At 57.0% G+C, this 24,160-nt stretch carries 22 protein-coding genes; 7 read left to right on the top strand and 15 right to left on the bottom strand.

Annotation, left to right across the window (positions count from 1 at the left end):
* The first annotated feature begins 195 nt into the window (after positions 1-195).
* Both ygbI and ACLI4M_RS16005 read left to right on the top strand, forming a co-directional pair.
* The gene (ygbI, locus tag ACLI4M_RS16010; RefSeq protein WP_133624195.1) at positions 196-957 is read left to right on the top strand and encodes a DNA-binding transcriptional repressor YgbI; all 762 of its coding nucleotides are present in this window, start codon (positions 196-198) and stop codon (positions 955-957) included.
* Between the two features lie 153 nt (positions 958-1,110).
* Positions 1,111-1,356 carry a hypothetical protein gene (locus ACLI4M_RS16005; protein ID WP_099753374.1) on the top strand — a complete coding sequence of 82 codons (246 nt, stop codon included), beginning with the start codon at positions 1,111-1,113 and terminating at the stop codon, positions 1,354-1,356.
* Positions 1,357-1,578: 222 nt separating this feature from the next.
* Here the strand turns inward: ACLI4M_RS16005 and ACLI4M_RS16000 are convergent, their stop codons facing one another.
* On the bottom strand, positions 1,579-2,682 hold the full coding sequence (locus tag ACLI4M_RS16000) for a hypothetical protein (protein ID WP_133624196.1): 1,104 nt from the start codon (positions 2,680-2,682) through the stop codon (positions 1,579-1,581).
* Between the two features lie 224 nt (positions 2,683-2,906).
* Positions 2,907-3,533: a LysE family translocator gene (locus tag ACLI4M_RS15995; protein ID WP_208864890.1), complete on the bottom strand. Its 627-nt coding sequence runs from the start codon at positions 3,531-3,533 to the stop codon at positions 2,907-2,909.
* A gap of 757 nt (positions 3,534-4,290) precedes the next feature.
* Here ACLI4M_RS15995 and ACLI4M_RS15990 point away from each other — a divergent pair.
* From ACLI4M_RS15990 to ACLI4M_RS15970, 5 genes are all read left to right on the top strand, one after another.
* Positions 4,291-5,715, top strand: coding sequence for a cytochrome ubiquinol oxidase subunit I (locus tag ACLI4M_RS15990; RefSeq protein ID WP_048916794.1), 1,425 nt, complete (start codon positions 4,291-4,293; stop codon positions 5,713-5,715).
* A gap of 1 nt (position 5,716) precedes the next feature.
* A complete protein-coding gene (cydB, locus tag ACLI4M_RS15985) occupies positions 5,717-6,724 on the top strand; it encodes a cytochrome d ubiquinol oxidase subunit II (protein WP_133624197.1) in 1,008 nt (335 codons plus the stop codon).
* A 150-nt stretch (positions 6,725-6,874) separates the two neighbouring features.
* The gene (locus ACLI4M_RS15980) at positions 6,875-7,129 is read left to right on the top strand and encodes a CsbD family protein (RefSeq protein ID WP_099753376.1); all 255 of its coding nucleotides are present in this window, start codon (positions 6,875-6,877) and stop codon (positions 7,127-7,129) included.
* 158 nt (positions 7,130-7,287) lie between these two features.
* Entirely contained in the window at positions 7,288-7,668 is a 381-nt protein-coding gene (locus tag ACLI4M_RS15975; RefSeq protein ID WP_133624198.1) for a carbohydrate porin, read from the top strand.
* A gap of 295 nt (positions 7,669-7,963) precedes the next feature.
* A complete protein-coding gene (locus ACLI4M_RS15970; protein WP_133624199.1) occupies positions 7,964-9,301 on the top strand; it encodes a carbohydrate porin in 1,338 nt (445 codons plus the stop codon).
* A 506-nt stretch (positions 9,302-9,807) separates the two neighbouring features.
* Here ACLI4M_RS15970 and fetB read toward each other — a convergent pair.
* The 13 genes from fetB to xylB form a co-directional block, all read right to left on the bottom strand.
* On the bottom strand, positions 9,808-10,566 hold the full coding sequence (fetB, locus tag ACLI4M_RS15965; RefSeq protein WP_133624200.1) for an iron efflux ABC transporter permease subunit FetB: 759 nt from the start codon (positions 10,564-10,566) through the stop codon (positions 9,808-9,810).
* Positions 10,553-11,218 carry an iron efflux ABC transporter ATP-binding subunit FetA gene (fetA, locus tag ACLI4M_RS15960; protein WP_099754947.1) on the bottom strand — a complete coding sequence of 222 codons (666 nt, stop codon included), beginning with the start codon at positions 11,216-11,218 and terminating at the stop codon, positions 10,553-10,555. Before fetA ends, fetB begins: the two co-directional genes overlap by 14 nt.
* 46 nt (positions 11,219-11,264) lie before the next feature.
* The gene (arnF, locus tag ACLI4M_RS15955) at positions 11,265-11,648 is read right to left on the bottom strand and encodes a 4-amino-4-deoxy-L-arabinose-phosphoundecaprenol flippase subunit ArnF (RefSeq protein ID WP_133624201.1); all 384 of its coding nucleotides are present in this window, start codon (positions 11,646-11,648) and stop codon (positions 11,265-11,267) included.
* Entirely contained in the window at positions 11,648-11,965 is a 318-nt protein-coding gene (gene arnE / locus ACLI4M_RS15950; RefSeq protein ID WP_133624202.1) for a 4-amino-4-deoxy-L-arabinose-phosphoundecaprenol flippase subunit ArnE, read from the bottom strand. The genes arnF and arnE overlap by 1 nt, the downstream gene beginning before the upstream one ends.
* The gene (gene arnT / locus ACLI4M_RS15945; protein WP_133624203.1) at positions 11,962-13,626 is read right to left on the bottom strand and encodes a lipid IV(A) 4-amino-4-deoxy-L-arabinosyltransferase; all 1,665 of its coding nucleotides are present in this window, start codon (positions 13,624-13,626) and stop codon (positions 11,962-11,964) included. The genes arnE and arnT overlap by 4 nt, the downstream gene beginning before the upstream one ends.
* 16 nt (positions 13,627-13,642) lie before the next feature.
* Positions 13,643-14,527: a 4-deoxy-4-formamido-L-arabinose-phosphoundecaprenol deformylase gene (gene arnD / locus ACLI4M_RS15940; RefSeq protein WP_133624204.1), complete on the bottom strand. Its 885-nt coding sequence runs from the start codon at positions 14,525-14,527 to the stop codon at positions 13,643-13,645.
* Positions 14,524-16,506 (bottom strand): bifunctional UDP-4-amino-4-deoxy-L-arabinose formyltransferase/UDP-glucuronic acid oxidase ArnA, encoded by a 1,983-nt coding sequence (gene arnA / locus ACLI4M_RS15935; RefSeq protein ID WP_133624205.1) that lies wholly within the window; start codon positions 16,504-16,506, stop codon positions 14,524-14,526. Before arnA ends, arnD begins: the two co-directional genes overlap by 4 nt.
* The gene (gene arnC, locus ACLI4M_RS15930; RefSeq protein ID WP_133624206.1) at positions 16,503-17,483 is read right to left on the bottom strand and encodes an undecaprenyl-phosphate 4-deoxy-4-formamido-L-arabinose transferase; all 981 of its coding nucleotides are present in this window, start codon (positions 17,481-17,483) and stop codon (positions 16,503-16,505) included. The genes arnA and arnC overlap by 4 nt, the downstream gene beginning before the upstream one ends.
* 3 nt (positions 17,484-17,486) lie before the next feature.
* Complete coding sequence (arnB, locus tag ACLI4M_RS15925) at positions 17,487-18,626, bottom strand: UDP-4-amino-4-deoxy-L-arabinose aminotransferase (protein ID WP_133624207.1); 1,140 nt, start codon at positions 18,624-18,626, stop codon at positions 17,487-17,489.
* 301 nt (positions 18,627-18,927) lie between these two features.
* The gene (locus tag ACLI4M_RS15920; RefSeq protein ID WP_413449798.1) at positions 18,928-19,920 is read right to left on the bottom strand and encodes a substrate-binding domain-containing protein; all 993 of its coding nucleotides are present in this window, start codon (positions 19,918-19,920) and stop codon (positions 18,928-18,930) included.
* 50 nt (positions 19,921-19,970) lie between these two features.
* Entirely contained in the window at positions 19,971-21,008 is a 1,038-nt protein-coding gene (locus ACLI4M_RS15915; RefSeq protein WP_133624209.1) for an ABC transporter permease, read from the bottom strand.
* Positions 21,009-21,158: 150 nt separating this feature from the next.
* A complete protein-coding gene (locus ACLI4M_RS15910) occupies positions 21,159-22,652 on the bottom strand; it encodes a sugar ABC transporter ATP-binding protein (RefSeq protein ID WP_048916810.1) in 1,494 nt (497 codons plus the stop codon).
* Complete coding sequence (gene xylB / locus ACLI4M_RS15905; RefSeq protein WP_133624210.1) at positions 22,649-24,157, bottom strand: xylulokinase; 1,509 nt, start codon at positions 24,155-24,157, stop codon at positions 22,649-22,651. The genes ACLI4M_RS15910 and xylB overlap by 4 nt, the downstream gene beginning before the upstream one ends.
* Between the last annotated feature and the right edge of the window lie 3 nt (positions 24,158-24,160).

The following is a 24,160-nucleotide window of genomic DNA, read 5'->3' as shown; positions in this document are numbered from 1 at the left end:
ATTTCACAACGCTTAACATCTTTAACTCATCCGCTCACGCTGGCAAATAGAATCAATTTCAACGACTTACCTAAAGGATAATGCGAATAGCATCATGCTCATCAGGGAATAACGTGATAATTTGATAAAAATTGTGGTGCAGAGCCGCGCTGCGCTCCGTTACACTCTGATAAACCGTTAATTTCAGGAGCCGCGATGATCCCGATTGAACGTCATCAACAAATTCTCACGCTGGTACAGGAGCGCGGTGTGGTCAGCATCGCCGAGCTGACCGAGCGCCTTGCCGTCTCGCATATGACCATCCGCCGCGACCTGCAAAAGCTGGAGGAACAGGGTGCCGTGCTGCTGGTCTCCGGCGGCGTACGTTCCACCGAGCGCCTGTCGAGCGAGCCTTCGCACCTTGATAAAACCAGCATGTTCAGCCAGGAGAAGCAGGCTATCGGTGCTGCCGCTGCGCGCCATATTCCCCGCAACAGCTGCATCTACCTGGATGCCGGGACCACGACGCTGGCGCTGGCGCGGGAGCTGGGCGCGCGTGACGACCTGCTGGTGATCACCAACGATTTTGTCATCGCCAATTTCCTTATCGATACCAGCCAGTGCCGTATGATCCATACCGGCGGCACGCTGTGCCGCGATAACCGCTCCTGCGTCGGCGATGCGGCTGCGCAGTCTCTGCGCGGGCTGTCGGTTGATATCGCCTTTATCTCGGCTTCCTGCTGGGGGCCGCGCGGCATCTTCACGCCTGACGAAGAGAAAATTGCCGTCAAGCGGGCGGTGAACGAGGTCAGCAGCAAACGCGTCCTGCTGGCGGACAGTTCGAAATACAACAAGATTGCCACGTTTCTCGCGCTGCCGCTGACGCGTTTTGACAGCATCATCACCGATCCACATCTTGCCAGCGCGGCCCGTCAGGAACTGAATACGCTGGACGTCGGCGTGATCATTGCGGAGTGATCCTGCCGCCCTATTTTCGCGATCGCGATCGCGACCTTTCACTTCTTTACGCTGGCGCCAGGGAGAAGTCGCAGGCGGGTGGCTAAACTTATCCAGGCTGTTTTATGGACTCACTTGCCACCCTTTTCCTTGAAAATGCGATGAGGTGACCTTATGAGCACTATCAGTACCAGTATGGGACGTTACAGTCTGACCGCGCAGAATTCTGGTGGCCATATTAAAGGCGCGATTGCGATTAATGATGAGGGCGGAGCACAGCTCACCCGGCAGGAATTTAACGAACATGATGTCGATGACGTGGTCAATAACGTGATTTATCCGGTCACTGGCGGTAACCGGGTGATCGCCAGCGCCATGCGTGAAAAGATGATTGAAGCGGGATTTGAGCAGCCGCACTGAATGGGTTAACAGAGAAAATAGCTGGGGTGCTTCGCACGATTAGCAGGTTATCCAACCAATCGGATTATTAGATCGATAATCTGCTATCGATCGGTATAAACGCTTATAATTTCTAGTTAAATAGTGCCATTATTTTAGTGCGACAACTCATCGCAAAGCCACAATCAAAGCATTATTGCCCGCATAACCTGCGGGCTTTTTTTGGCCGCAAAAGCGCAAGCGTTACGATCGAACCGAGGGAGGCACCTCCCCACTTTTGATCTCCTCATTGACGCCCTCTTCATCCTCCTCTCTGCGGCGGCTGCGTAAGCGCTGGCTGACCAGGAAAACCGGCGCGGCGAGAAACAGCAGCAGGCTGCCCGACATGCCACAAATCACCAGGCTCACCAGCCCTAACCAGCCGCTGCCGGCGGTCACGCCCGCCGCCACCAGCGACAGCAGGAAAAAGAACATCAGCGTCATGCTGACCGGCCAGATATTGACAATGTCCATATCGCTGAGCGCCATTTTCACCGGTCTGGCGGCCTGCAGCTGTGCCTGCTTCTCCGCCTCTAGCTTCTCTTGCAGCGCCTGAAGGTCGACGCAGGGGGCAACAAAATCTTCTGCAGGCTGCGGATCGTACAGGGCTTCAAACACCGAATCGGGCGCTGGAAAGGTGTGTGGCCATGTTGCGCTGTGCACCCCATAGGTGCTGAGTGCAGGCAGCGTAATACGCGGCCACTGAATCGCCTGCAGATAGCGGTCGTTGAGCACTACCCAGCTCTGACGGATTTTGCCTTTATTCATATGATAGATCTTCAGGCGGTCTGCCGGCGGGTAAGAGAGATAAGTCACTCTGGCGGCAATCAGCGGAATATGGCGCATGCGGCAGTAGTTCACCCGGCTCTGTCCCTGCACGGCTAACAGTAGCGCCAGCGCCGAGATAAAGTACCAGGAGGTGCTTTCCGCAGCGGCTGGGCTGGCAAGGTGCTCACGCAGCTTCTCTTCGCTATTGCCGCTCAGATGCTCCGGCCACCAGCGCCAGCTGCGGCCAATCACCCGTTCGGTCGGCACCTGAAACACGCCCAGCGGTTCGGTTTCCGACGGCAAAATGGCAAAGGGGAAAATTTTACTGAAAAAGGTCAGCGCATCATCCGGCCCGTTCCACTCCCCGCTCGCCTCCAGGCCGTGCAGATTAGCGGTCAGCTCACCCCAGCCTTTTTTCCCCAGCATATCAATCTGATATTTGGTATCGGCCAGTCGCTTACCCAGCAGCATGATATCGCGCGGGATCGCCGCAAGATCCAGTAATGGAATGCTGCTGGGCTCTGTCTGTTCATTTTCCATACTGCTGTTCACCCCAAAGGCTGCTTCATATACCATAAAAAAATTTGGCTTTAGTAAAAAAACCAATAAATATCAATGAACTAGTATATGTAGCAAGGGGCCCGGTTAGCAATACACCGCATCTGATTTGCCGCTAATTTAAACGCATGAGAGCGCTATTTCTGTACGGTCTTCAGGGGAAAACACCCATTAATCGTTTAAAAATAAGCAGTAACGGCTTACGCCTAACGGGAAAAAAGCAGCTTTAAACCGGCCGCCGTGAAAAACAGAGCAAAAGCACCCTCAATGCCGCGGCGACATTTCTGATAACCCCGGCTCATCGCCCGGGTAGAAAACAGCAGCGCATAGCTACTAAATACCAGCCCCCCCAGCACCGCACAGCCGCCGACAATAGCGGGCAAAATCAGCGGAGAGGCATCAGGGTGGATACCCAGCGACATAATTGCTGTCCAGACCAGAATCGCCTTTGGATTCGCGAGATGTAGCAGCAGCCCGCGACGGTATAAAGCCCCGTGAGTTAACGTCACCGTTTCGAGCGGAACGCCTCTTTCCTCACCTTTGCGCATCGCACTGCGTGCCGCTTTGAGCGCCAGCCACAGTAGATATAGACCGCCAACAATTTTGATGGCCACAATCGCCTGAGCATAAATCAGCAGCAGGCCCGACAACCCAGTGGCTACCAGCAGCGCCCAGCACAGCGATCCGGTGATCACTCCGGCGGCCAGCATCAGCGCCGGGACGCGTCCCTGGCTCATCGCCATGCCCATAATCGCCATATTGCTTGGCCCGGGGCTGGCTGTCCCCAGTAAATAGGCCATATATACCGGCAACAACGCTATCAATGTGTCCATCCTGTCCCCTGAGCTGTAGACGATTGCTCCTTGATTTATAGCACGTCAGGTATCTCACAAGCACCCTGCACGTTCATGGGTAACCGTTTTTGATTTCCAACAAGTATTTGCCAGTAAACCGCCTTAAAAGTGTTACAAAATGATTCAATATGAATATTTGTATGTATTACAACCTTAACATTTGTCGGTCAAAAGTCGCGGGAAAGTGACGTGACGATATTATTAAGCGGGAGCGATTTAAGCCTGACGGCGCAGGAATATAATAATTAGCTAACTAATAACATTTTTACAACACCAGGGTCATAATAAGTGATAAAGCAGAGGGTTATTGTGCTGAACTGATACTTAAGGGCGGTCCATCAGGCTTAATCGTTATATAAAATCCACTTGGTTATAAGCAATCAATTCGCTGCCCCGTCATAGTTTCACGGCGAAAACATGCATCCTGCGAGGGTAAAAAGTGCCTTCCCGCCAGAAAGTTACAGTTTCTTCACATATTGGGATCATCCCGCCATCTTGCCTTAACATTCCAGCGCCCTGATTTAACCTGTTAACGAAACAATTTCTCGTAATATCCATTACTGTTATACGTCAGATCAATATTATTGTTGCTACTCCTTCACCTGATTTGGTCTTACGATCAAACCTTCGATGAGAAGTCCCCAATTAGCACCGCTACATTTTTATCAAATGTAGTCTATTTGTTAATAGTGGGTAAAAAAAATAAAAGGCAGTTTATGTTAGATCGAGGTAAGCAATGTTCGGATTAGATGCGTTCCATCTGGCAAGGATACAGTTCGGTTTCACCGTAGCCTTCCACATTCTCTTCCCGGCCATCACCATCGGGCTGGCCAGCTTTCTGGCGGTGCTCGAAGGACTGTGGCTGAAAAGCAAAAATGAGGTTTATCGCGACCTCTATCACTTCTGGTCGAAAATCTTCGCCGTTAACTTCGGTATGGGCGTGGTTTCCGGTCTGGTCATGGCCTATCAGTTTGGTACTAACTGGGCAGGATTTTCTCAGTTTGCCGGCAGCATTACCGGCCCGCTGCTGACCTACGAAGTGCTTACCGCGTTCTTCCTTGAAGCTGGCTTCCTCGGCGTGATGCTGTTCGGCTGGAACCGTGTCAGCCGTGGCCTGCACTTCTTTGCTACCTGCATGGTCGCGCTGGGTACGATTATCTCAACCTTCTGGATCCTCGCGTCCAACAGTTGGATGCAGACGCCGCAGGGTTATGCGCTGCAAAACGGCATCGTGGTGCCGGTGGACTGGTTGAAAATTGTCTTCAACCCCTCCTTCCCATACCGCCTGCTGCACATGTCCGTCGCGGCATTCCTGGTAACGGCGTTCTTCGTCGGCGCTTCTGCGGCTTACCATCTGCTGCGCAAAAACGACACGCCAGCAGTGCGCAAAATGCTGTCAATGGCTCTGTGGATGGCGCTGATTGTCTCCCCTATTCAGGCAATGATTGGTGATGCCCACGGCCTGAACACCCTGGAACATCAGCCGGCGAAAATCGCGGCGATTGAAGGGCACTGGGAAAACCCACCGGGAGAAGCGACCCCGCTGATCCTGTTCGGTATCCCGGATATGAAAGAAGAGCGCACCAAATACGCGGTGGAAATTCCGTATCTGGGCAGTCTGATCCTGACGCACAGCCTGGATAAACAGGTTCCGGCGCTGAAAAGCTTCCCGAAAGAAGACCGCCCGAACTCCACCGTGGTGTTCTGGTCATTCCGCGTGATGGTGGCGCTGGGCATGCTGATGATCCTGTTGGGCGTGGTCAGCCTGTGGATGCGTCGCGGACAGCGTCTGTATACCTCGCGTGCATTCCTGTGGTTTGTGCTGCTGATGGGGCCATCAGGTCTGATTGCGCTGGTCGCAGGCTGGATCACCACCGAAATGGGTCGTCAGCCGTGGGTCATCTACGGCCTGCTGCGCACTCGTGATGCCGTGTCGCTACACAGCACGCTGCAGATGAGCATCAGCCTGATTGCTTTCCTGCTGGTCTATTTTGCCGTATTCGGCGTTGGCTACAGCTATCTGGCCAATCTGATCAAGAAAGGCCCAGAGACGGGCGAAGGCGACCATACGCCAGATGGCGGTCCGGGCACCTCCCACACCCCTTCACGCCCGCTGTCCGCCGTGAAAGAAAAACTTAATTCATCGGAAGAGGGAAAATAAGATGGGAATCGATCTCTCCATTATCTGGTTTGTGATCATCATTTTCTCCACCCTGATGTACATCATCATGGATGGTTTCGACCTTGGCATCGGTATCCTGTTCCCGTTCAATAAAGATCCGGTTGAGCGCGACATGATGGTTAACACCGTCGCGCCCGTCTGGGACGGCAACGAAACCTGGCTAATCCTCGGAGGCGCTGCTCTGTATGGCGCTTTCCCGCTGGCTTACTCGGTCATCACCTCCGCTTTGGCCGCTCCGCTGACCATCATGCTGATCGGACTGATTTTCCGCGGCGTGGCGTTTGAGTTCCGCTTTAAGGCCACTGAAGAGCACCGCCCATTCTGGGATAAAGCCTTTATCGGTGGGTCATTCCTGGCGACCTTCAGCCAGGGTGTGGTACTCGGCGCGTTCATCAACGGCTTTGAAGTGACCAATCGTACTTATAGCGGCCCGGAGCTGGCGTGGCTGACGCCGTTTTCTCTGTTCTGCGGCGTGGGCCTGGTTCTGGCCTATGCGCTGCTGGGCAGTACCTGGCTGATTATGAAGACCGAGAATGAGCTGCACCGCAAGATGACCGCGCTGACCAGGCCACTGCTGCTGGGTCTGCTGGTGGTGATAGCCATTGTCAGTATCTGGACGCCGCTGCAGCATGCGGACATCATGCACCGCTGGTTCACCCTGCCAAACCTGTTCTGGTTCCTGCCGGTTCCGGTGCTGGTAGTGGTGGCAAGCTGGGGCCTGTTGCGTGCGCTGAAGCGCCATGCGCACTATACGCCGTTCCTGCTGACGCTGGCGCTGGTGTTCCTCGGCTTTACCGGGCTGGGCATCAGCGTCTGGCCGAATATTATTCCGCCAACCATCACCATCTGGGATGCCGCATCGCCACCGCAGAGCCAGGGCTTTATGCTGGTCGGTGGTCTGCTGATTATCCCGGTGATTCTGGTGTACACCTTCTGGAGCTACTACGTGTTCCGCGGCAAAATCAAGCCGGATGAAGGGTATCACTGACAGTCAGGGCGGACCGCAGAGTCCGCCTTTTTTTTGTCAATCTTTCGCTCATACAGTCATATTTTTACATACAACCGCAGCGGCAAACTCCGGATGATGGTCTACGCTTAATGTTCTGATTGAGGAAATCATGCCATCAAAGGAGGCAGTATGAGTCTGTTTGATAAAGCGAACGATAAAGCACAAGAAGCTGTTGGAAAAGGCCAGGAAGAGTTTGGCAAAGCCATAGATTCGCCTGAGCATGAATTCAAGGGCAAAGCGCGCCAGCAGGCGGCAAGAGCCTCTTACGCCATCGATGATGCGCTGGACTGTGTGAAGAGTAAAACTCAGGATTCACCGCTGGTTTCACTGGTGATTGCTGCAGGTGTCGGTTTCCTGGCTGCCAAGATCTTCGGCCGCCGTTAACCCCATCGCGTTGTGAAACAAACGCCCTTCGCGGGCGTTTTTTTATGGGCGCTATCCTGAAAACCTCGCGCGGCGCATTAAACAGAGTAATGCGCGCAGGCTGTTGTGCTGTACTGGTGGCGGACCCTGCATTCGCTAAACACAACAAGAGGTGAATCATGGAAAGAACATCACGTCTGATAAAGGGTATTGCCATTATCGCAGTAGCCACAGCGCTGACCGGCCCCCAGGCCGCTGCAGCGCCAGAGCATGTATTACATGACGCACTGCGATATCAGGTTACGCCAACAGCACCTTATCTCATCCAAGCGCCAAATAGCGCGAGCAAACAGCCCAGCGCACCGCCGGAAGATTATCGCGCCGCCAAACCACAACCGTTAATGCGCGGCGAAGGCTTCAACTATCATCTGTATTACAACTACCGTTTAACACCGCACATCATCCTGCGCCCTAATCTGCAACAGAGCACTAAGCCCGGTGCAGTCAGTGACCATTCACAGCGTTTTGTCGGTGGTATCGGCGCTGGCATTAACTTCTGACCAGACTACCGCTCGTTCTTCCGAACGGGCGGGCTATTCCGTTACTCTACAAACCCGCACCTGATACATCCCCTCACAAATTAAATCATTCGCATACACAATAAGTTTTTTCACTTATGGAACTTAGCACAAATCTATAATCGGGATAATTCCCTGACATGCTGTTATATACAACGCCGCGTAACTTTGTGCGGTAATACCCTATTAAGCATTTAGCACCCAACATTCCGCACGGTTTCTCACTTTCAGGATGATTGTACGCGTAGCGGATTTGATAATTTAAAAGGCATGAATAATGAAAAGAAAAGCGTGTTGCCAGCGGCATCTAAAAAAATCCGTATTACTCAGTTCCCTGCTGATGGCGTCTGCTGCAGCCTGCGCCGATATGGCTCCGCTGAGCGTTGACTCACAATATATGTTCGGTGACTGGGACGGTTATCGTAGCCAGTTAAAAGAGGACGGGGTGGATTTCCAGGTGAATTACACCATGGAGTCGGCCGCCAATCTCGCCGGCGGCTACAATACCTCCACGACTGCACGCTACACCGACCAGTGGGCATTTGGCACCACGCTCGACCTGGAAAAGCTGCTTAACTGGGACGATACCCAGTTCCAGACCACTATCACCAGCCGTAACGGTCGCGACCTGACCCAGCATATCAACGATCCGCGCACTGGCGGCCTCTCTTCCGTAGAAGAGGTCTGGGGGCGTGGGCAGACCTGGCGTCTGACTCAGTTCTGGATCAACAAAGGTTTGTTTAATCATCTGGTGGAGGTTAAAGCGGGGCGCCTGACGGTCGGGGAAGATTTTGGCTCTTTCGACAGCAAATTTGAAAACCTGGCATTCGGCAGCGGCCAGGCCGGTAACTGGCGCGGTGACCGCTGGTTTAACTGGCCGGTTTCGCAATGGGGCGGCCGCATTAAGTTAAACCTGCCGGACGATATGTTCTTCCAGGTCGGCTTCTATAATCAGAACCGTAATAACTACGATCGCGGCAACGGTTTCTATCTGGATGGCAGCCCAAGCATGGGGAATCTGGTGCCGTTCGAATTTGGCTGGAAACCTCTGCTGGGCGCTGACAAGCTGCCGGGTAACTATCGCATCGGCGGTTACTACTCCTCGGTTAACGGGGATAAATACGCCAGCTATCACAACGGCAGCTACGGTAATCAGGCCAAAGCTTACGGCGGCTACGTGCTGTTACAGCAGCAGTTGACGGCAACGGATGGCGATGTCAATCGTGGCCTCGGCGTGACGGTTCAGGCGGTCATGAATGACCACAAAACCTCGAAAACCGACAATTATCAGGCCGTTTCATTTACCTGGAAAGGGCCGTTTGCTGCGCGCGCGCAGGATGAGATTGGCCTGGGCGCTGCGCGTATTCACGTCAACAGTGACTACAGCAAAATGCAGAAAGAGAGCAACGAATTCAACGGCGAATACGACTATAACAGCCCAACCTATCTGCCGATCCAGCACGGTTCCGAATGGAACTACGAGGTGTATTACAACGTGCATGCCACTAACTGGCTAAATCTGCGCCCAAGCCTGCAGTACGTTGCCTCTCCGGGTGGCGTCAGCGGCGTGAAAGATGCGTTTATTGGTGGTCTGAGCGCCAATGTGAACTTCTGATGTAGCGAAAATTCGCAGGCAGCGGGCGGACCGAAACAGAGGGTCCGCCGTTATGACTACGTATAGGGGGATACCTCTGAGGTATTCCCAGAAATGGCTTCCCTCGCTAAACCTCCGCTAACCGGTCTGAGCTCAGCCTGAGCACGCCGGAACGGCAAAAGACGCTCCCTGCGGGCCTCGGCACGCGGCATCCCTGCCGCGTGACGTCCGGCTTACCTCAGGCCAAGCTCATCCCCCACTCGCATCGTGCTCGCTGTAGGTTTTAAACCGCGACGCTGCGGCTTTGGGTGCAAGGAGGGAGGGCTGATTGCAGCAGGCCCACGGCCAGGGATGGCCGTGAGCCAGGCTACAGGGATGTATTCATGCCGGTGCGGAAAGCAGCCCTCCCTCCTGAAACCGGGCATCTGTCATCCCGCGATAATATTCAAATCAGTGTTTGTGGGGATACTTCAGGGGGCGACCTTGTTTCCGGTCGCCCCTCCGCATTCAGTCGTCAATCCAGTGGGTTATTTCAACTGCACGCGCGCGGTATAGAAACGGCGGGCGGCCAGATATCCGGCAACAATGGTCGACAGGCTGGCCGTTCCCAGCAGCATGAACGTCACCATGATCTGATATTTAATCGCCTTTACTGGATCAATCCCGGCAAAAATCAACCCGGACATCATTCCCGGCAGGCTGACCAGCCCCACCGTTTTTGCGGCGTCCACAGTGGGGATCATCGCGGCGCGAATGCTGTCACGCACGATACTCCCTGAAGCCAGTTTGGCACTTGCTCCCAGGCTGAGCATCTCCTCCAATTTCTGCCGGTTATCGCTGAAGCGCTGATTGAGATTGCTAAAGCACAGCCCCACCGCCACCATCGCGTTACCGGCAATCATCCCGCTAATCGGGATCACCTGCATCGGCATAAACTCAATCGCGCCGCTGAGCAGCAGAATCGCCAGCGTCAGCGTGGTGCCCAGCGTAATCGCAATAAATGAGATAACAAACCCGTGGTCGATCGCCCGGCTGCGTTTCTTCGCATTGAGCGCGGCATTCACGCAGATAAACAGCACCATCAGGATGGTGAGCCAGCGGTTGTTCAGGTCGAAGATATATTTCAGCACGTAGCCGACAATCACCAGCTGGACGATGGCACGCGCCACGCTCCAGACGATATCTTTCTCCAGCCCCAGCCGCTCTTTCTTACTCAACAGCAGGGCAATCAGCACCAGTACCAGCGCCAGAGCCAGCGACTCATTGGTAATATTATGCTGGTTCATGCTGCTCTCCTTTTACTGCTGGCTCCAGCCGCAGCACCCGCCGCTCGCCGCCGATTTCATGGGGATCGTGGCTGATCCAGATCGCCGCACAGCCCTGCTCTACCTGCCGATCAATCAACTGCTGAACCCGCTGCTTATTCTCTTCATCCAGCGCGCTGGTAATCTCATCCAGCAGCAGGATATCCGGTGGAAACTGCAGATTGCGCAGCAGCGCCACGCGCTGTTTTTCACCGCCCGATAGCTGGTCAATTGGCTTGTCCAGCAGCTCTGCCGCCAGATTGACCCTGGATAGCCACTCGATCATGCGTGCACGATCGGCAGAGCGCTGACGAATCTGGTAAGGCAGCGCCAGATTGTCATAGACCGTGCTGCCAAACAGCTGCGGCGTCTGGAACACGTATGAAACACGCTGGCGGTAGCTTTCCACCTTCAGGTCCGCAAGCGGCTTACCGTTGAAGCGCACTTCCCCGGCGCTCGGTTCCAGCAGCGAGGCAATAATTTTTAACAGCGTACTTTTTCCGGCGCCCGACGGCCCGGTTAGCCAGAGAAACTCGCCGCTGTGCAGCTCAAATGAAAGCGGCGCCAGCAGCGTTTTTTCCTGCAGCGCAAAAGAGACCTCCCTGACCTGCAGGAGAGGAGATGTGGTGGTCATAGATTATTGAAACTCTGAAAAATGAATGGAGAGAATAATAGCACCGTCAGCGCGTTTTTTTCTGCGGCCAGCAGATCAATAGCAGCCCGGCGAGGATTAAACCGCCGCCCGCCAGCTTGCCCCAGACAAACTCCTCGTTTAGCCCCGGCAGCCACAGCGCGGCGGCCCACACCAGCAGATAGCTCAGGCTGAGTAGCGGATAGGCGCGGCTCAGCGCTATGCGCTGCAAAGCCAGCAGCCAGCACAGCATCGACAGTGCATAAGCCAGCACTCCGGCGAGCAGCGCCTGCACCGCCGGGACCAGACTGAACAGCACCGTGAAAAATGCCGATGGCTCGCCGATCGCCGGCAGCCGCACCATCGCCCACTTCAGCAATAGCTGCGCCGCGCTGACCAGCAGCACGCTACAATACGCCAGCAGCCAGCCCATCAGGTATAGCTCCCCATCACCGCAACCCCGGCAACAATCAGGATAATCCCCAGCGCATGACGCAGCGGAATGGCCTCATGCCACAGCCAGCGGGCGGCAAGGGTCACAAAGATAAAATTCAGGCTCAGCATCGGGTAAGCGACGCCAAGCGGCGTGGTTTGCAGCACGCGCAGCCACACCAGCATCGCCAGGCCCAGCAGCAGCACGCTTAATGCCAGCCAGCCCCAGAGTGCGGCGCGCTGCACCGTCGCCTGCTTCTGGCATAACTGCCCGCCACAGCTGAGCAGGCTGGCAAGGAGGATCAGCAGCATATTCATGGCTGCTGCAGATACAGGTAATAGAGCATTCTGCCGTGCTGAAAGCTGCGATCGGGCTGCGGAATACGATCGTCCGTCGGGCGTTTATCGTCCGACAGCTTCATCACCAGCGACACCTCGCCCTGGCGACGATGCTCACTCAGCCACTGGGCAAACTGCACTGCGGTGACCAGGCGCTGGCGACTGTCAGCATAGCTCACCCCATACGCCAGCTCGCCCGGCTGGTCGAAGAGCAGAATATCGCTGCGCTTCAGCTGCCACGCCAGCGCCGAGGCCATGCCAACGTTATTCGCCAGGATAAAGCGACTGTGCGCCAGTTCAGGCATCAGGCTGGCAATAAACGGCTGAGGCTGCTTGGAGTAGATGACCTTGTCCGGTATCGCCGCGCCGACCACCAGTGCCAGCATCAGCGGGCACAGCGCCGCCAGCTTCCAGAATTTCGCCCCGCCAAGCAGGGTGATCATCCCCATCACCGCCCAGAACAGGAACGCCAGCGTGGCCAGCTGAGCCTTGAACAGTTCGGCATAAGGATAGAGCGGATGATGCATCAATCCCCACGGCGCCAGCACCAGCAGCACCGTCAGCATCAGCAGCGCGCCGAACGTCAGATTGATGATGCCATTGGCTTTCAGGCCGCGCCCCCCCTCGGAAACCAGCCGCACGCCGTGGTGCGCCAGCAGGATCGCCAGCGGCGCGAAGCACGGCAGAATATAGGTTGGCAGCTTCCCTTTGGCGAGACTGAAAAACAGCAGCGGCATCACCACCCAGCACAGCAGATAGAGCGATCCCTGATGGCTGTTTCTTTCGCGCCATGCCCGGGCTAAAGCCCCCGGCAGCAGCCCGAGCCACGGCAGCGTGCCGGCAATCAGCACCGGAATGTAGTACCAGAACGGTGCCTTATGCTGCGCATCCTCCTCGGCAAAGCGCTGAATATGCTCCACCCAGAAGAAGTAGTGCCAGAAATCCGGCTGCTGGCGCGCAATGCTGACTGCCCAGGGTGCGGAGATCAGTGCCGCACTGACCAGCGCCAGCGGCCCGTACAGCAGCAGCTCCTTAAACCGCCGCTGCCAGATCGCCCACGGCACAATCGCCACTACCGGCACTGCGAGCGCCAGAAAGCCTTTGGTCATAAAACCCATGCCGCAGGCGAGCCCGAGCAGCAGCCAACCCAGTACCTTTTGCCGCGTGCTGCTGCCTGCTTCCGCCGCCAGCCAAAAGCTGCACATCGCTGCCACCAGCCACAGGGTGATCATCGGGTCAAGCACCGCATAAGTGCCAATGGCATACACCAGAAAACAGGTAAGAAAAATCACCGCAGCCAGCAGGGCCGTGCCGCGCTGTTGCCCTATACGCCGCGCCAGCCAGTAGACCAGCAGCGCGCTGAGCGTGATGGATACCACCGAACCAAAGCGCACCGCAAAATTACTGCCGCCAAATACCCATTGACTGAGATTGTTGACCCAGTACCCGGCTATCGGTTTTTCGAAATAGCGCAAACCAAGGAAGTGCGGCACGCTCCAGTTACCGCTGGCCAGCATTTCACGGCTGATTTCCGCGTAGCGCAGCTCATCGGGCTGCCACAGCGCGCGCAGCTCTAATGGAATGAGATAATACAAGGCATAGCAAAACAGTAGCGGCAGCGCATAACGCAGATATTTCATGCCGGGGTCACTCTGATTATTGCTGGCATCCCAGCCAACCTTCACGACCGGGGAGACTACCCCGCACCAGATTTCCCGTCGGCAGCTGCGACAAATCCGCAGGCAGCAGCTCGCTTAACGGGCAGAAACGGATCCCACGTCGCCGCGCCATCACCAGCAGTTCGGCAAACATTTCGCTCAGCACGATCCCTTCCACTTCCGCATGGATGGTGTAGACCGGCACGCCCGGCTGGCTGGCGATTAAATCGAGGATCCAGGCATTGTAACCTTCACGCGTGACCCCGCTACCGACCACCTCATCCCAGGTAGGAAGCGTGACGGGGATCTGCACCGTGCCCACGCTGCCGTCGGGCAGCAGTGGGCGAAAGGGGGCCGTGCCGCGACAGTCGCTGTTATAGGCAAAATCAAACGGCTGCTTGGCAACCAGCACGCGCTCATCCGCGCGCCAGCCCGCCACCGCTGAGCAGCGGATCGGCTGGCCGACAATCTCGCTCAGACACTCCACGCCGCGCTGGATCTCCTGCGTCAGCTTCTGCGCAGGCCACACCCCAGCCCACGTCTGCCACGCAAAATGGTCCCAGGCGTGCAGGCCAATCTCGTGCTGACGCGCGGCGGCGCGGATCGTTTTTTCCAGCCCGCGCCCGATGCGGCGCCCCGGCCAGGCCGTCCCCGCCAGCAGGATGTCCCAGCCGTACAGCGATGCCGCATTCGAGCGCAGCATTTTCCACAGGAAGCGCGGTTTCAACAGCCGCCAGAGGTGGCGGCCCATATTATCCGGCCCGACGCTGAAGAAAAAACTGGCCTGAGTATGCTGGCGGTCGAGGATCTCAAGCAGGCGCGGCACGCCGTCGCGGGTGCCGCGCCAGGTATCAACATCGATGCGCAGCCCGACGTCGATCATGCTTCGTTTTCTCCCGGCTCCACGGTCTGCAGGAAGAAGTCCAGCGTCGCATCAATGGTCTGGGTCATTGCCACCGTTGGCTGCCAGCCCAGCAGGCGCTGCGCGTTGCGAATCGACGGCTTGCGGTGCTCCACGTCCTGATAACCCTTGCCATAGTAGCTGCTACTTTCCACTTCGCGGAAACCGGCAAACGGCGGGAACTGCTGACGCAGCGGATGGCGTTCAAAGCTCTCCAGCAGCTGCTGCGCCAGCTCTTTGATGCTGGCCTCATTCACCGGATTACCGATATTAATGATCTGACCATCACAGTTGTGGTGCTTGTTCTCAATAATCAGGAACAGCGCTTCGATGCCGTCGCTGATATCGGTGAAGCAGCGCTTCTGACGACCGCCGTCGATCAGCTTGATCGGTGAACCCTCCACCAGATTAAGGATCAGCTGAGTGATGGCGCGCGAACTGCCAATGCGTGCCGCATTCAGGTTATCGAGGCGCGGCCCCATCCAGTTGAACGGGCGGAACAGCGTGAAGCGCAACCCCTCTTTCTCGCCATAAGCCCAGATAACCCGGTCCAGCAGCTGCTTGGAAACCGAGTAGATCCAGCGCTGCTTATTGATCGGCCCGACCACCAGGTTGGAATTGTCTTCATCGAAGGTGGTATCGGTGCACATGCCGTACACTTCGGAGGTCGACGGGAAGATAATGCGCTTTTTGTACTTCACGCAGTCGCGGATAATCTTCAGGTTCTCTTCGAAGTCCAGCTCAAACACCCGCAGCGGATTACGGGTATATTCAATCGGCGTGGCAATGGCCACCAGCGGCAGCACCACGTCACACTTCTTAATATGATACTCAATCCACTCGGAGTGAATGCTGATATCCCCTTCGACAAAGTGGAAGCGCGGATGCCCAAGGAAACGGCTGATGGCGTCGGAACCAATATCCAGACCGAACACCTCGAAGTTATCGTCCAGCAGCAGGCGCTCGGTCAGGTGATTGCCGATAAAACCGTTCACTCCGAGGATCAGCACGCGGGTACGGCGCTTCACCGCCGCCACCGGCTGGTTATGCAGCAGTGCGCCCTCGACCAGGCCCAGCGTCTGCGCCAGCTGGCTGCCCTGCATGTAGACGCCGTTTTCGCTCTGCCCGGTGACAATCTCCAGCGCCCCGCTACCGCAGGCGACAACAAACGGCGCCACGGAGAGCACGGTTCCCGCTTTGGCGCCAGGCAGATCGCTGCGCACCTTTGACTGCCAGACGATAAATCTCCCCGCGCCAACATAGCTGAATGCACCAGGCCACGGATCGGTTACCGCCCGCACCAGATTGTGGGCGGTCTGCGCCGGCTGCTGCCAGTCAATACGCCCATCTTCCGGCGTGCGGCGGCCAACATAAGTGGCCTGAGTCTCGTCCTGCGCCTGCTCGACAAAATCATTGCGCTGGATCCCCGGCAGCGCGCTTTCCAGCAGCTGTTTCGCCGCCTCGCACACCTTGTGATGCAGCGTCAGCGCATTGTCTTCCGCGGCAATAACCACTTTTTGCTGGGCAATAATCGCACCGGCATCGGCGCGTTTCACCATGCGGTGCAGCGTCACGCCGGTTTCCTGTTCGCCGTTGACCAGCACCCAGTTTAACGGTGCGCGCCCGCGATATTTCGGCAGCAGTGAAGCATGCAGATTAAACGCCCCCTTCTCAGCACAGTGAAGGATTTCATCATTCAGCATATGGCGATAGTGGAATGAGAAAATAGCCTGCGGCTTCATGCCCTTAATGCGGTCCACCCACAGCGGGTGATTAACATCTTCCGGCGCATACACCGGAATACCCAGCTGAGCCGCCGTGCGCGCAACCGAGCCAAAAAAATGATTCTCTGCGGCGTTGTCCGCGTGAGTGAAAATCGCTTCAATTGCGAATCCGGCTTCAGCCAGCGCACGGATCCCGGTGCAGCCAATGTCATGGTAGGCAAATACGACGGCTTTCATGATTTCTCATCCTGTGAAGAGTTGGCGTCATCACGGCTGACAACGCGCTGAATAAAGTAGCGGGGACGGGCACGTACATCGTTATAAATACGCCCGATGTATTCACCCAGCAGTCCCATGCCAACAAACTGCGCGCCGATAAAGATAAACAGCACGGCAAACAGCATAAATACCCCCTCTGCCGCCCACTGCGGCCCGAGGAACAGGCGCAGCAGGATCAGCAGCAGGGAGAGAGCAAAACCTGACAGCGCAATCACGCTGCCGAAGACGCTCAGCAGGCGCAGCGGCGTGGTGGTCAGGCAGGTGATCAGGTCGTACATCAGGTTAATCAGCCGCATCAGGCTGTATTTGGAATCACCAAATTCGCGTTCAGCGTGCAGCACCGGGATCTCGGTGGCACGGCGGGCAAAGGTATTCGCCAGAATGGGGATAAAGGTGCTGCGTTCGTGGCAGTGCAGCATGGCATCGACAATGTGGCGGCGATAGGCGCGCAGCATACAGCCGTAATCGCCCATCGCTTTGCCGGTGGTGCGCTGGATCAGATGGTTAATCAGGCGCGAGGCGCGCTTGCGGAACCAGCTATCCTGCCGGTTCTGGCGCACCGTTCCCACCACGTCATAGCCCTGCTGTGCCGTCGCCACAAGGCGCGGGATCTCCTCCGGCGGGTTCTGCAAATCGGCATCCAGCGTGATGACCAGGTCGCCGCTGACGTGGCTGAAACCCGCCATAATTGCCGAATGCTGGCCGTAATTACGATTGAGCAGCACCGCCACAATATGGCTGCCCGGCGCCTGCGCCGCCGCGCTGAGCATCTCCGCCGAGCTATCGCTGCTGCCATCATCCACCAGCAAAATTTCATACTGCAGCCCCAGCTGGGCGCAGGCGGCATCGGTGCGGCGGATAAGCTCGGGCAGGCTATCCTGTTCGTTATAGACCGGGATCACTATCGAGACTTTGTTAATTTCTTGTTCTTTCACGGATTATTTACCTGCCAGCTTACGCAGCGCCGCAATCACGCGGCTGCAGTCGTCATCAGTCATGCCGGGAAACAGCGGGATAGAGCAGATACGATCGGAGTTCCACTCGGTGTGCGGCAGCGACAGCTGCGGAAAACGCTCGCGGTAATATTTCTGCGTGTGCGCGGCGCGGAAATGCAGCCCGCTACCGATGCCCTGCTGTTTCAGCGCCTGCATCAGCGAGTCACGATCGATGCCGCAGCGCGCAGGGTCGACACGCAGAATGAACAGATGCCAGGCGTGCTGGTGCGGCCATACAGGCCGGCTCAGCGGCAGGAAAGGCGTGTCCGCCAGCTCTGCCAGATAACGCGCCGCAATCTGCCCGCGGCGCGCATTGTTCGCCGCCAGCTTGTCGAGCTGCACCAGCGCTATCGCCGCATTGATATCCGCCAGGTTGTATTTAAAGCCCGGCATAATCACCTCAGCCTGCGGCGCGCGCCCGTGTGTCTGACGGTCAAAAGCATCCACGCCCAGCCCGTGAAACTTCAGGCTGCGCACGCGCTCAGCCAGCGCATCATCATCGGTGACCACCAGCCCACCCTCGGCGCAGCTGATGTTTTTGATGGCATGGAAGGAGAAGATGGCGGTACCGCTGTGGCCGACGTGGCGTTGGTGATAGTAAGTGCCCGCAGCGTGCGCGGCGTCGTCGATCACCGCGATGCCGTGGCGTTTGCCCAGCGCGTGAATAGCGGCAATATCAGCGGGTGCGCCAGCATAATGCACCGGCACAATCGCTTTGGTACGCGGCGTGATAGCGGCTTCGATCAGCGCTGGGGTCACCATCAGCGTATCGCGATCGACATCAATCATCACCGGGGTCGCCCCCAGCAGCACAATCATATTCAGCGTGGAAACCCAGGTCAGCGACGGCGTGATCACCTCATCCCCCGGCCCGATGCCCAGCGCCATCAGCGTAACGTGCATACCGGCGGTGGCCGAACTCACGGCAATCGCATGGCGGTTGCCGGTTAGCAGGCAAAAAGCCTGCTCAAGCTGCTGATTTTTCGGCCCGGTGGTGATCCAGCCCGATCGCAGCACCTCTTCAACGGCGCTCAGCTCTTCATTGCCCATAGACGGGCGCGAGAAAGGGAGAAATTCGGACATTATTTCAATCCATTCAAAGAATCATTACGCAAAATTAGCGCTACCGAGATTAGCAACGCCTGGGTATATAAAGCGTAAATGAAATTCCTTAGGGGAAGATTAAGAGCCGGCTAATCGGGGAATTAAATCAGTTTGGTTGATGGCGGGTTTAACTAGAAAATGCAGCGGCGCTCATTTCGCCAGGAAAAACTCAAATTTAATTAAAAGTTATTATTATTGTCACAGTTTATGTGCAGAAAAATCGGGTAGCCTGAATAAGCATTCAGGCCATGCCGGTTGGGACATGGCCTTTATTGAAAACTTACTGACGCGCTTTCAGCAGCTGCGCAGCATTGTCCACCGTCACTTCGGTCCACGGCACCGAGTAGCGCTTCGCTTTGCCATCATCCCACGCCATTTTGCCTTCGTACTGCTTCCAGATATCTGACTGGGGTTGATAGCTATCCCCCTTCACGGCCCGCAGGGCGACGTCAATCGAGCCCTGCATCTGCGCGTGTGCGTCCTGCAGGATCGACACCATTTCACCCGCCTGCACGGCGCGAATGGCGTCTGAAACTCCGTCCACCCCGGCGATGGCAAAATCTTTAACGTTCAGGTTGGCGCCTTTAATTGCCTCAATCGCCCCCAGCGCCATTTCATCATTTTGCGCAATCACGCCATTGATCTGCCCGCGATGCTTCTGCAGCCAGTTTTCCATCAGCGGCAGCGCTTCGGCGCGAGACCAGTTAGCGGTTTTACGCTCCAGCACGTTAATGTTGCCTGCGCCGCACTCGGCAATCGCTTTATCATTGCCCTGCCCGCGCTGTATTTCGCCGCTGCCGCCCTTTGGCCCCTCAATAATGACCACGTTGCCCTTGCAGTTCATTTTCTTCAGCACCGACTTCGCTTCCAGATAGCCGCCCAGCACGTCATCGGAGACCACTTCGGCGGTCATTTTGTCGGTATTTAACCGCGCATTGGTGACGATAACCGGGATTTTTGCCTCATTGGCCATGGTCACCACATCAATATTGGCTTCATAGTCCATCGGGTTAATAATAATGGCGTCAGCATGAGTCTGAATGGCGGTCTCCGCCTGGTTGTTCTGCACCATTGGGTCATAGCGCCCGTCATAGACGGTCAGCTGCACATCGCCACTCTTCACAGCAGGGTGTTCTTTACCGGCTTTTTCCATCAGCTGCACAAATTCCGCTTTCATCCCATACATCAGCACGGCGATTTTTACCGGCGCAGCCTGGGCGGCCATGCTGCCCGCCATTAACATGCCCGAGGTGAATAAGGCAATTTTGGTCATCTTATTCATGGTGACTCCTGGTTTTGTAGAGTGAGGTTTTATTATTTAATTTAATCGCGCTGTTGCTTACGCGATGGGTCAAGCAGTACTGCCACGACAATTAATGCCCCTTTTATGATCTGCTGGTAATAGGACTGCACGCCCAGCAGGTCGAGGCCGTTATTCATTACGCCAATAATCAGTACGCCAAACAGGGTGCCGACCAGCGTGCCCACGCCGCCGGCCATGCTGGTGCCGCCGATCACCACCGCAGCAATCGCGTCCAGTTCGTAGGCGGCCCCGGCACTGGTCTGGGCCGAGCCGGTTCGGGCGGTGAGGATCAGCCCGGCAATCCCGGCCAGCGCACCGCACAGGGTGTAGACCAGCACTTTAATTTTCACCACGCTGATGCCCGAGGTGCGCGCGCTCTTCTGGTTGCCGCCCACCGCATAGACGTAGCGGCCAAACAGGGTGCGGTTAAGCAGCACCCAGGCCAGCGCAAACAGCAGCACAAAAATCAGCACCGGTACCGGAATGCCCAGCACATAGCCATTCCCCAGCCAGCGGAAGTCCGGGTTGAGCTGCGACACCGGGTTACCGTCGGTGGTCAGCAGCGCCAGGCCGCGCGCGGCGGAGAGCATTCCCATGGTGACGATAAACGGCTGCAGGCGATAGCGCGCCAGAATGGTGCCGTTGAGCAGCCCGCAGACGATGCCAATACCGAGCGCAATAATCATCGGCACGATCAGCGCATGGGCGGTATCACCTATCGCCAGCCCGCTGTTGGTGGTGGCAAAACGCGCCGCGACAATCCCGCTGAGCGCCAGCACCGAACCGACCGAGAGATCGACCCCGGCGGTAATAATCACAAAGGTCATACCGACGGCAAGAATGCCGTTAATCGAGATCTGGCGTAACACAATCAGCATATTTTCGTTACTGAGAAAATAGTTGCTGCTCCACGCCCCGTTTGCCACCTGCACTTCACCAATCACGGTGACGATCAGGCACAGCACGAAGAAGGCGATAATAATGCCGTATTTATGCAGACGGCTTTTATTACGCGTAAGGAAATACGGCCCTGGTTTCAGAGAAGGAATTGCACTCATAAATTTATCTCTCTACTCGTCATACTTCAAACCGCAGGTGCGTTGGCTTCATCCCTTCACCGCAGTCACATAGTTAACTATGCTCCTGCGGACTCATGGATTTGCCGCCTTCCTGCGATTAGAATTATTTAGAGTCAATATTGTTGAAGATTACACCGCCAGCTTCATTAATTCTGCCTGGGTGACATTTTCAGCCGATAATTCACCGGCCAGCGCGCCATCTTTAAACACTAATATCCGGTCGCTCATACCAATAATTTCCGACAGCTCAGAGGAGACCATAATGATGCCGCGATCTTTCAACGCAAATTCCGACATAAAGCGGTAGATCTCTTTTTTTGCTCCGACGTCGATTCCGCGCGTTGGCTCATCCAGCAGCATCACCTGCGGGTCCAGCAGCGCCCAGCGGCCGAGTACCACCTTCTGCTGATTGCCGCCGCTGAGATTGCCCACCAGCTGCTCGCCATCCGGCGTTTTAACGTTAAAGCGCTGGATCATCGCGCGGGTGCGCTCCTGCTCCATCCGGTCGCTGATAAAGCCCGCACGGCTGATGGCCGGGAAAGAGGCGATGTTGATGTTCTCATTGACCGAGCGGCACAGCACCAGCCCGGTCTCTTTACGATCTTCCGTCACATAGGCAATGCCGCTGTCGATCGCCTGGCGCGGCGAGTGGCGTGCCAGCGTCCTGTCGCCCATGCGAATGGTGCCGCTCTGCGCATGTTCAATGCCAAAAATCAGGTCGAGAAATTCGCTGCGCCCGGAACCGACCAGGCCATAAATGCCGAGGATCTCACCGCGCCGCAGCGTCAGGCTGATATTGCGCACCTTTCTGCCCCAGCACAGGCTGTCCACTTCCATCATCACTTCCGTGCCCGGCTGGTTAAACTTGGCGAACTCGCTGTCGAACTCGCCGCCGATGATATGTTCGATCAGCTGCTCGCGGGTGATATCGGCCAGCAGCCCTTCGTGGATATAGCTGCCGTCGCGGAAAATGGTGTAGCTGTCGGCGATCTGGAAAATCTCCGCCAGGCGGTGCGAGACGTAAATAATGCCTTTGCCCTTTTCCGCCAGCCGCTTGATCGCCTGGAAGATTTTCTGCACGTCCTCCTCGCCGATCGCCGAGGTGGGTTCATCCATAATGATGATGTCGGCGTTGGCGTGCGACAGCGCTTTGGCAATCTCCACCAGCTGCTGCTCGGCCACGCTGAGGTTGCGCATAATCGCCGTCGGCGACAGCGTGAAGTGCAGGTCGGCCAGCAGGTCGGCGGTCTGCTGATTCATCCGTTTAAAATCGACGAAGCCAAAGTGACGCGGCTCGCGCCCCAGCCAGATATTCTCCGCCACGCTCAGGTCGGCAATGGTGCTCAGCTCCTGCTGCACGATGGCAATCCCGGCCGCCAGCGCCTCTTTAGGGTGGGAGAACTCACAGCGCTGGCCGTTGATAAAAATGTCGCCGCTGTCGGGCTGGATAAAGCCCATCAGAATGCTGAGAAAGGTGGATTTTCCGGCGCCGTTGCCGCCGCACAGCGCGTGGATTGAGCCGCGACGCAGGCAGAACTCGGCATTCTTTAACGCCACCACCGGGCCGAAACTCTTCTTCAGGCCGCTGACTTCCAGCAGATAAGCCGCTGCTGTGTCGCTCATAGCGTTACCCCATATTCTTTTTGCAGCAGATGCAAATAGCGTTGATAAAGGTCGGCGTAGCGGCGCTGACGAGCCTCATCCGGCAGCGCGCGGCTGCGCTCATCCAGCTGCACAAAACGCTGACACAGCAAATCCAGGCTGTCGGCCGCTTGCGGGCTGTCAGCCTGCTGATGGCACCACGCGGCCTGGATAGCGGCTCCGAGCGCCGCCGACTCCTTCTCCTGCGGGCAGACCACCGGGCAGCCCATCACATCGGCGACGATTTGCCGCCAGCGCGGGCTGTTGGCGCCGCCGCCGGTCAGGCGGATCTCATCCAGGCTGATGCCCTGCTGGCGGAACAGATCCAGCCCGTAGCGCAGCCCGTAGGTTGCCCCCTCGACCACCGCCAGGCAGAGATTGGCGGCGGTGAAATTATCGCTGTTGAGGTTATGCAGGCTGGCACGCGCATTCGGCAGCGGCGGTACGCGCTCACCGTTGAAAAATGGCAGCAGCAGCATGCCGCCCGCGCCCGGCTCGGCCTGCTCCAGCGCCTGATTAAACCCGGCAATATCCTGCTGCAGCAGTCCCTGGACCGCGCTACTGGCCGAGGTGACATTCATGGTACAGACCAGCGGCAGCCAGCCGTTGCTGCTGGAACAGAATCCAGCGATGGCCGCGGAATCGGCCACCACCGGGCTGTCGGCGCAGGCAAACAGCGTGCCGGAGGTGCCGAGGCTCATGGTCAGCACCCCTGGGCGGATATTGCCGCTGCCAATCGCCGCCATCATATTGTCGCCGCCGCCGCTGGCGACCAGCGTATCGGGGCGCAGACCCAGCGCATCGATAGCCCGCTGGCACACTGTACCGACCGGTTTTTCCGCCGCAATCAGCGGCGGCAGTGCATTCCACAGGCGGCCACTGTCGTCGATCAGCGCCACGGTATGACGGTCCCAGCAGCGCTGGCGAATATCGAACAGGCCGCTGCCGGAAGCGTCACCGTACTCCGCCACGCGCTCGCCGGTCAGCCAGAAATTGAGATAGTCATGCGGCAGCAGCACGCAGGCAAGGCGCTGCCAAAGCTGCGGATGCTGACGCTTAAACCAGATGATTTTCGAGGCGGTGTAGCCCGTCGCCGGCACCAGACCAAGACGTTGCAGCGCCGCCGCTTCACCGCCGAGCTGTTCCAGCAGCCAGCTATTCTCGGCAGAAGTGGAGGTATCGCACCACAGCTTGACCGGGTGCAGCACCTCACCCGCCGCATCCAGCGCGACAAAGCCGTGCTGCTGGCCGGAAACCGCCAGCGCCGCGATCTGCTGCGGTGCAACGTCAGCGTCTGCCGTTGCCGCAGCAAAGGCGGCGATCAACGCAGCGATCCACCATTCGGCGTGCTGCTCGCGTTTGCCCTGCCCGTCGCTGAGCATGGCGTGGGGCGCGCTGCCGCTGCCGAGGATGGTGCCCTGCTGGTCATCAATAATCACCACCTTGGTGCCCTGCGTTCCGCAGTCAATGCCCGCATACAGCGCCATGAC

Source organism: Erwinia sp. LJJL01, from assembly GCF_047300805.2.
GTDB lineage: Bacteria > Pseudomonadota > Gammaproteobacteria > Enterobacterales > Enterobacteriaceae > Erwinia > Erwinia aphidicola.
Note: the sequence above shows the minus strand (reverse complement) of the source record. Positions and strands in the feature narration are given on the sequence as shown.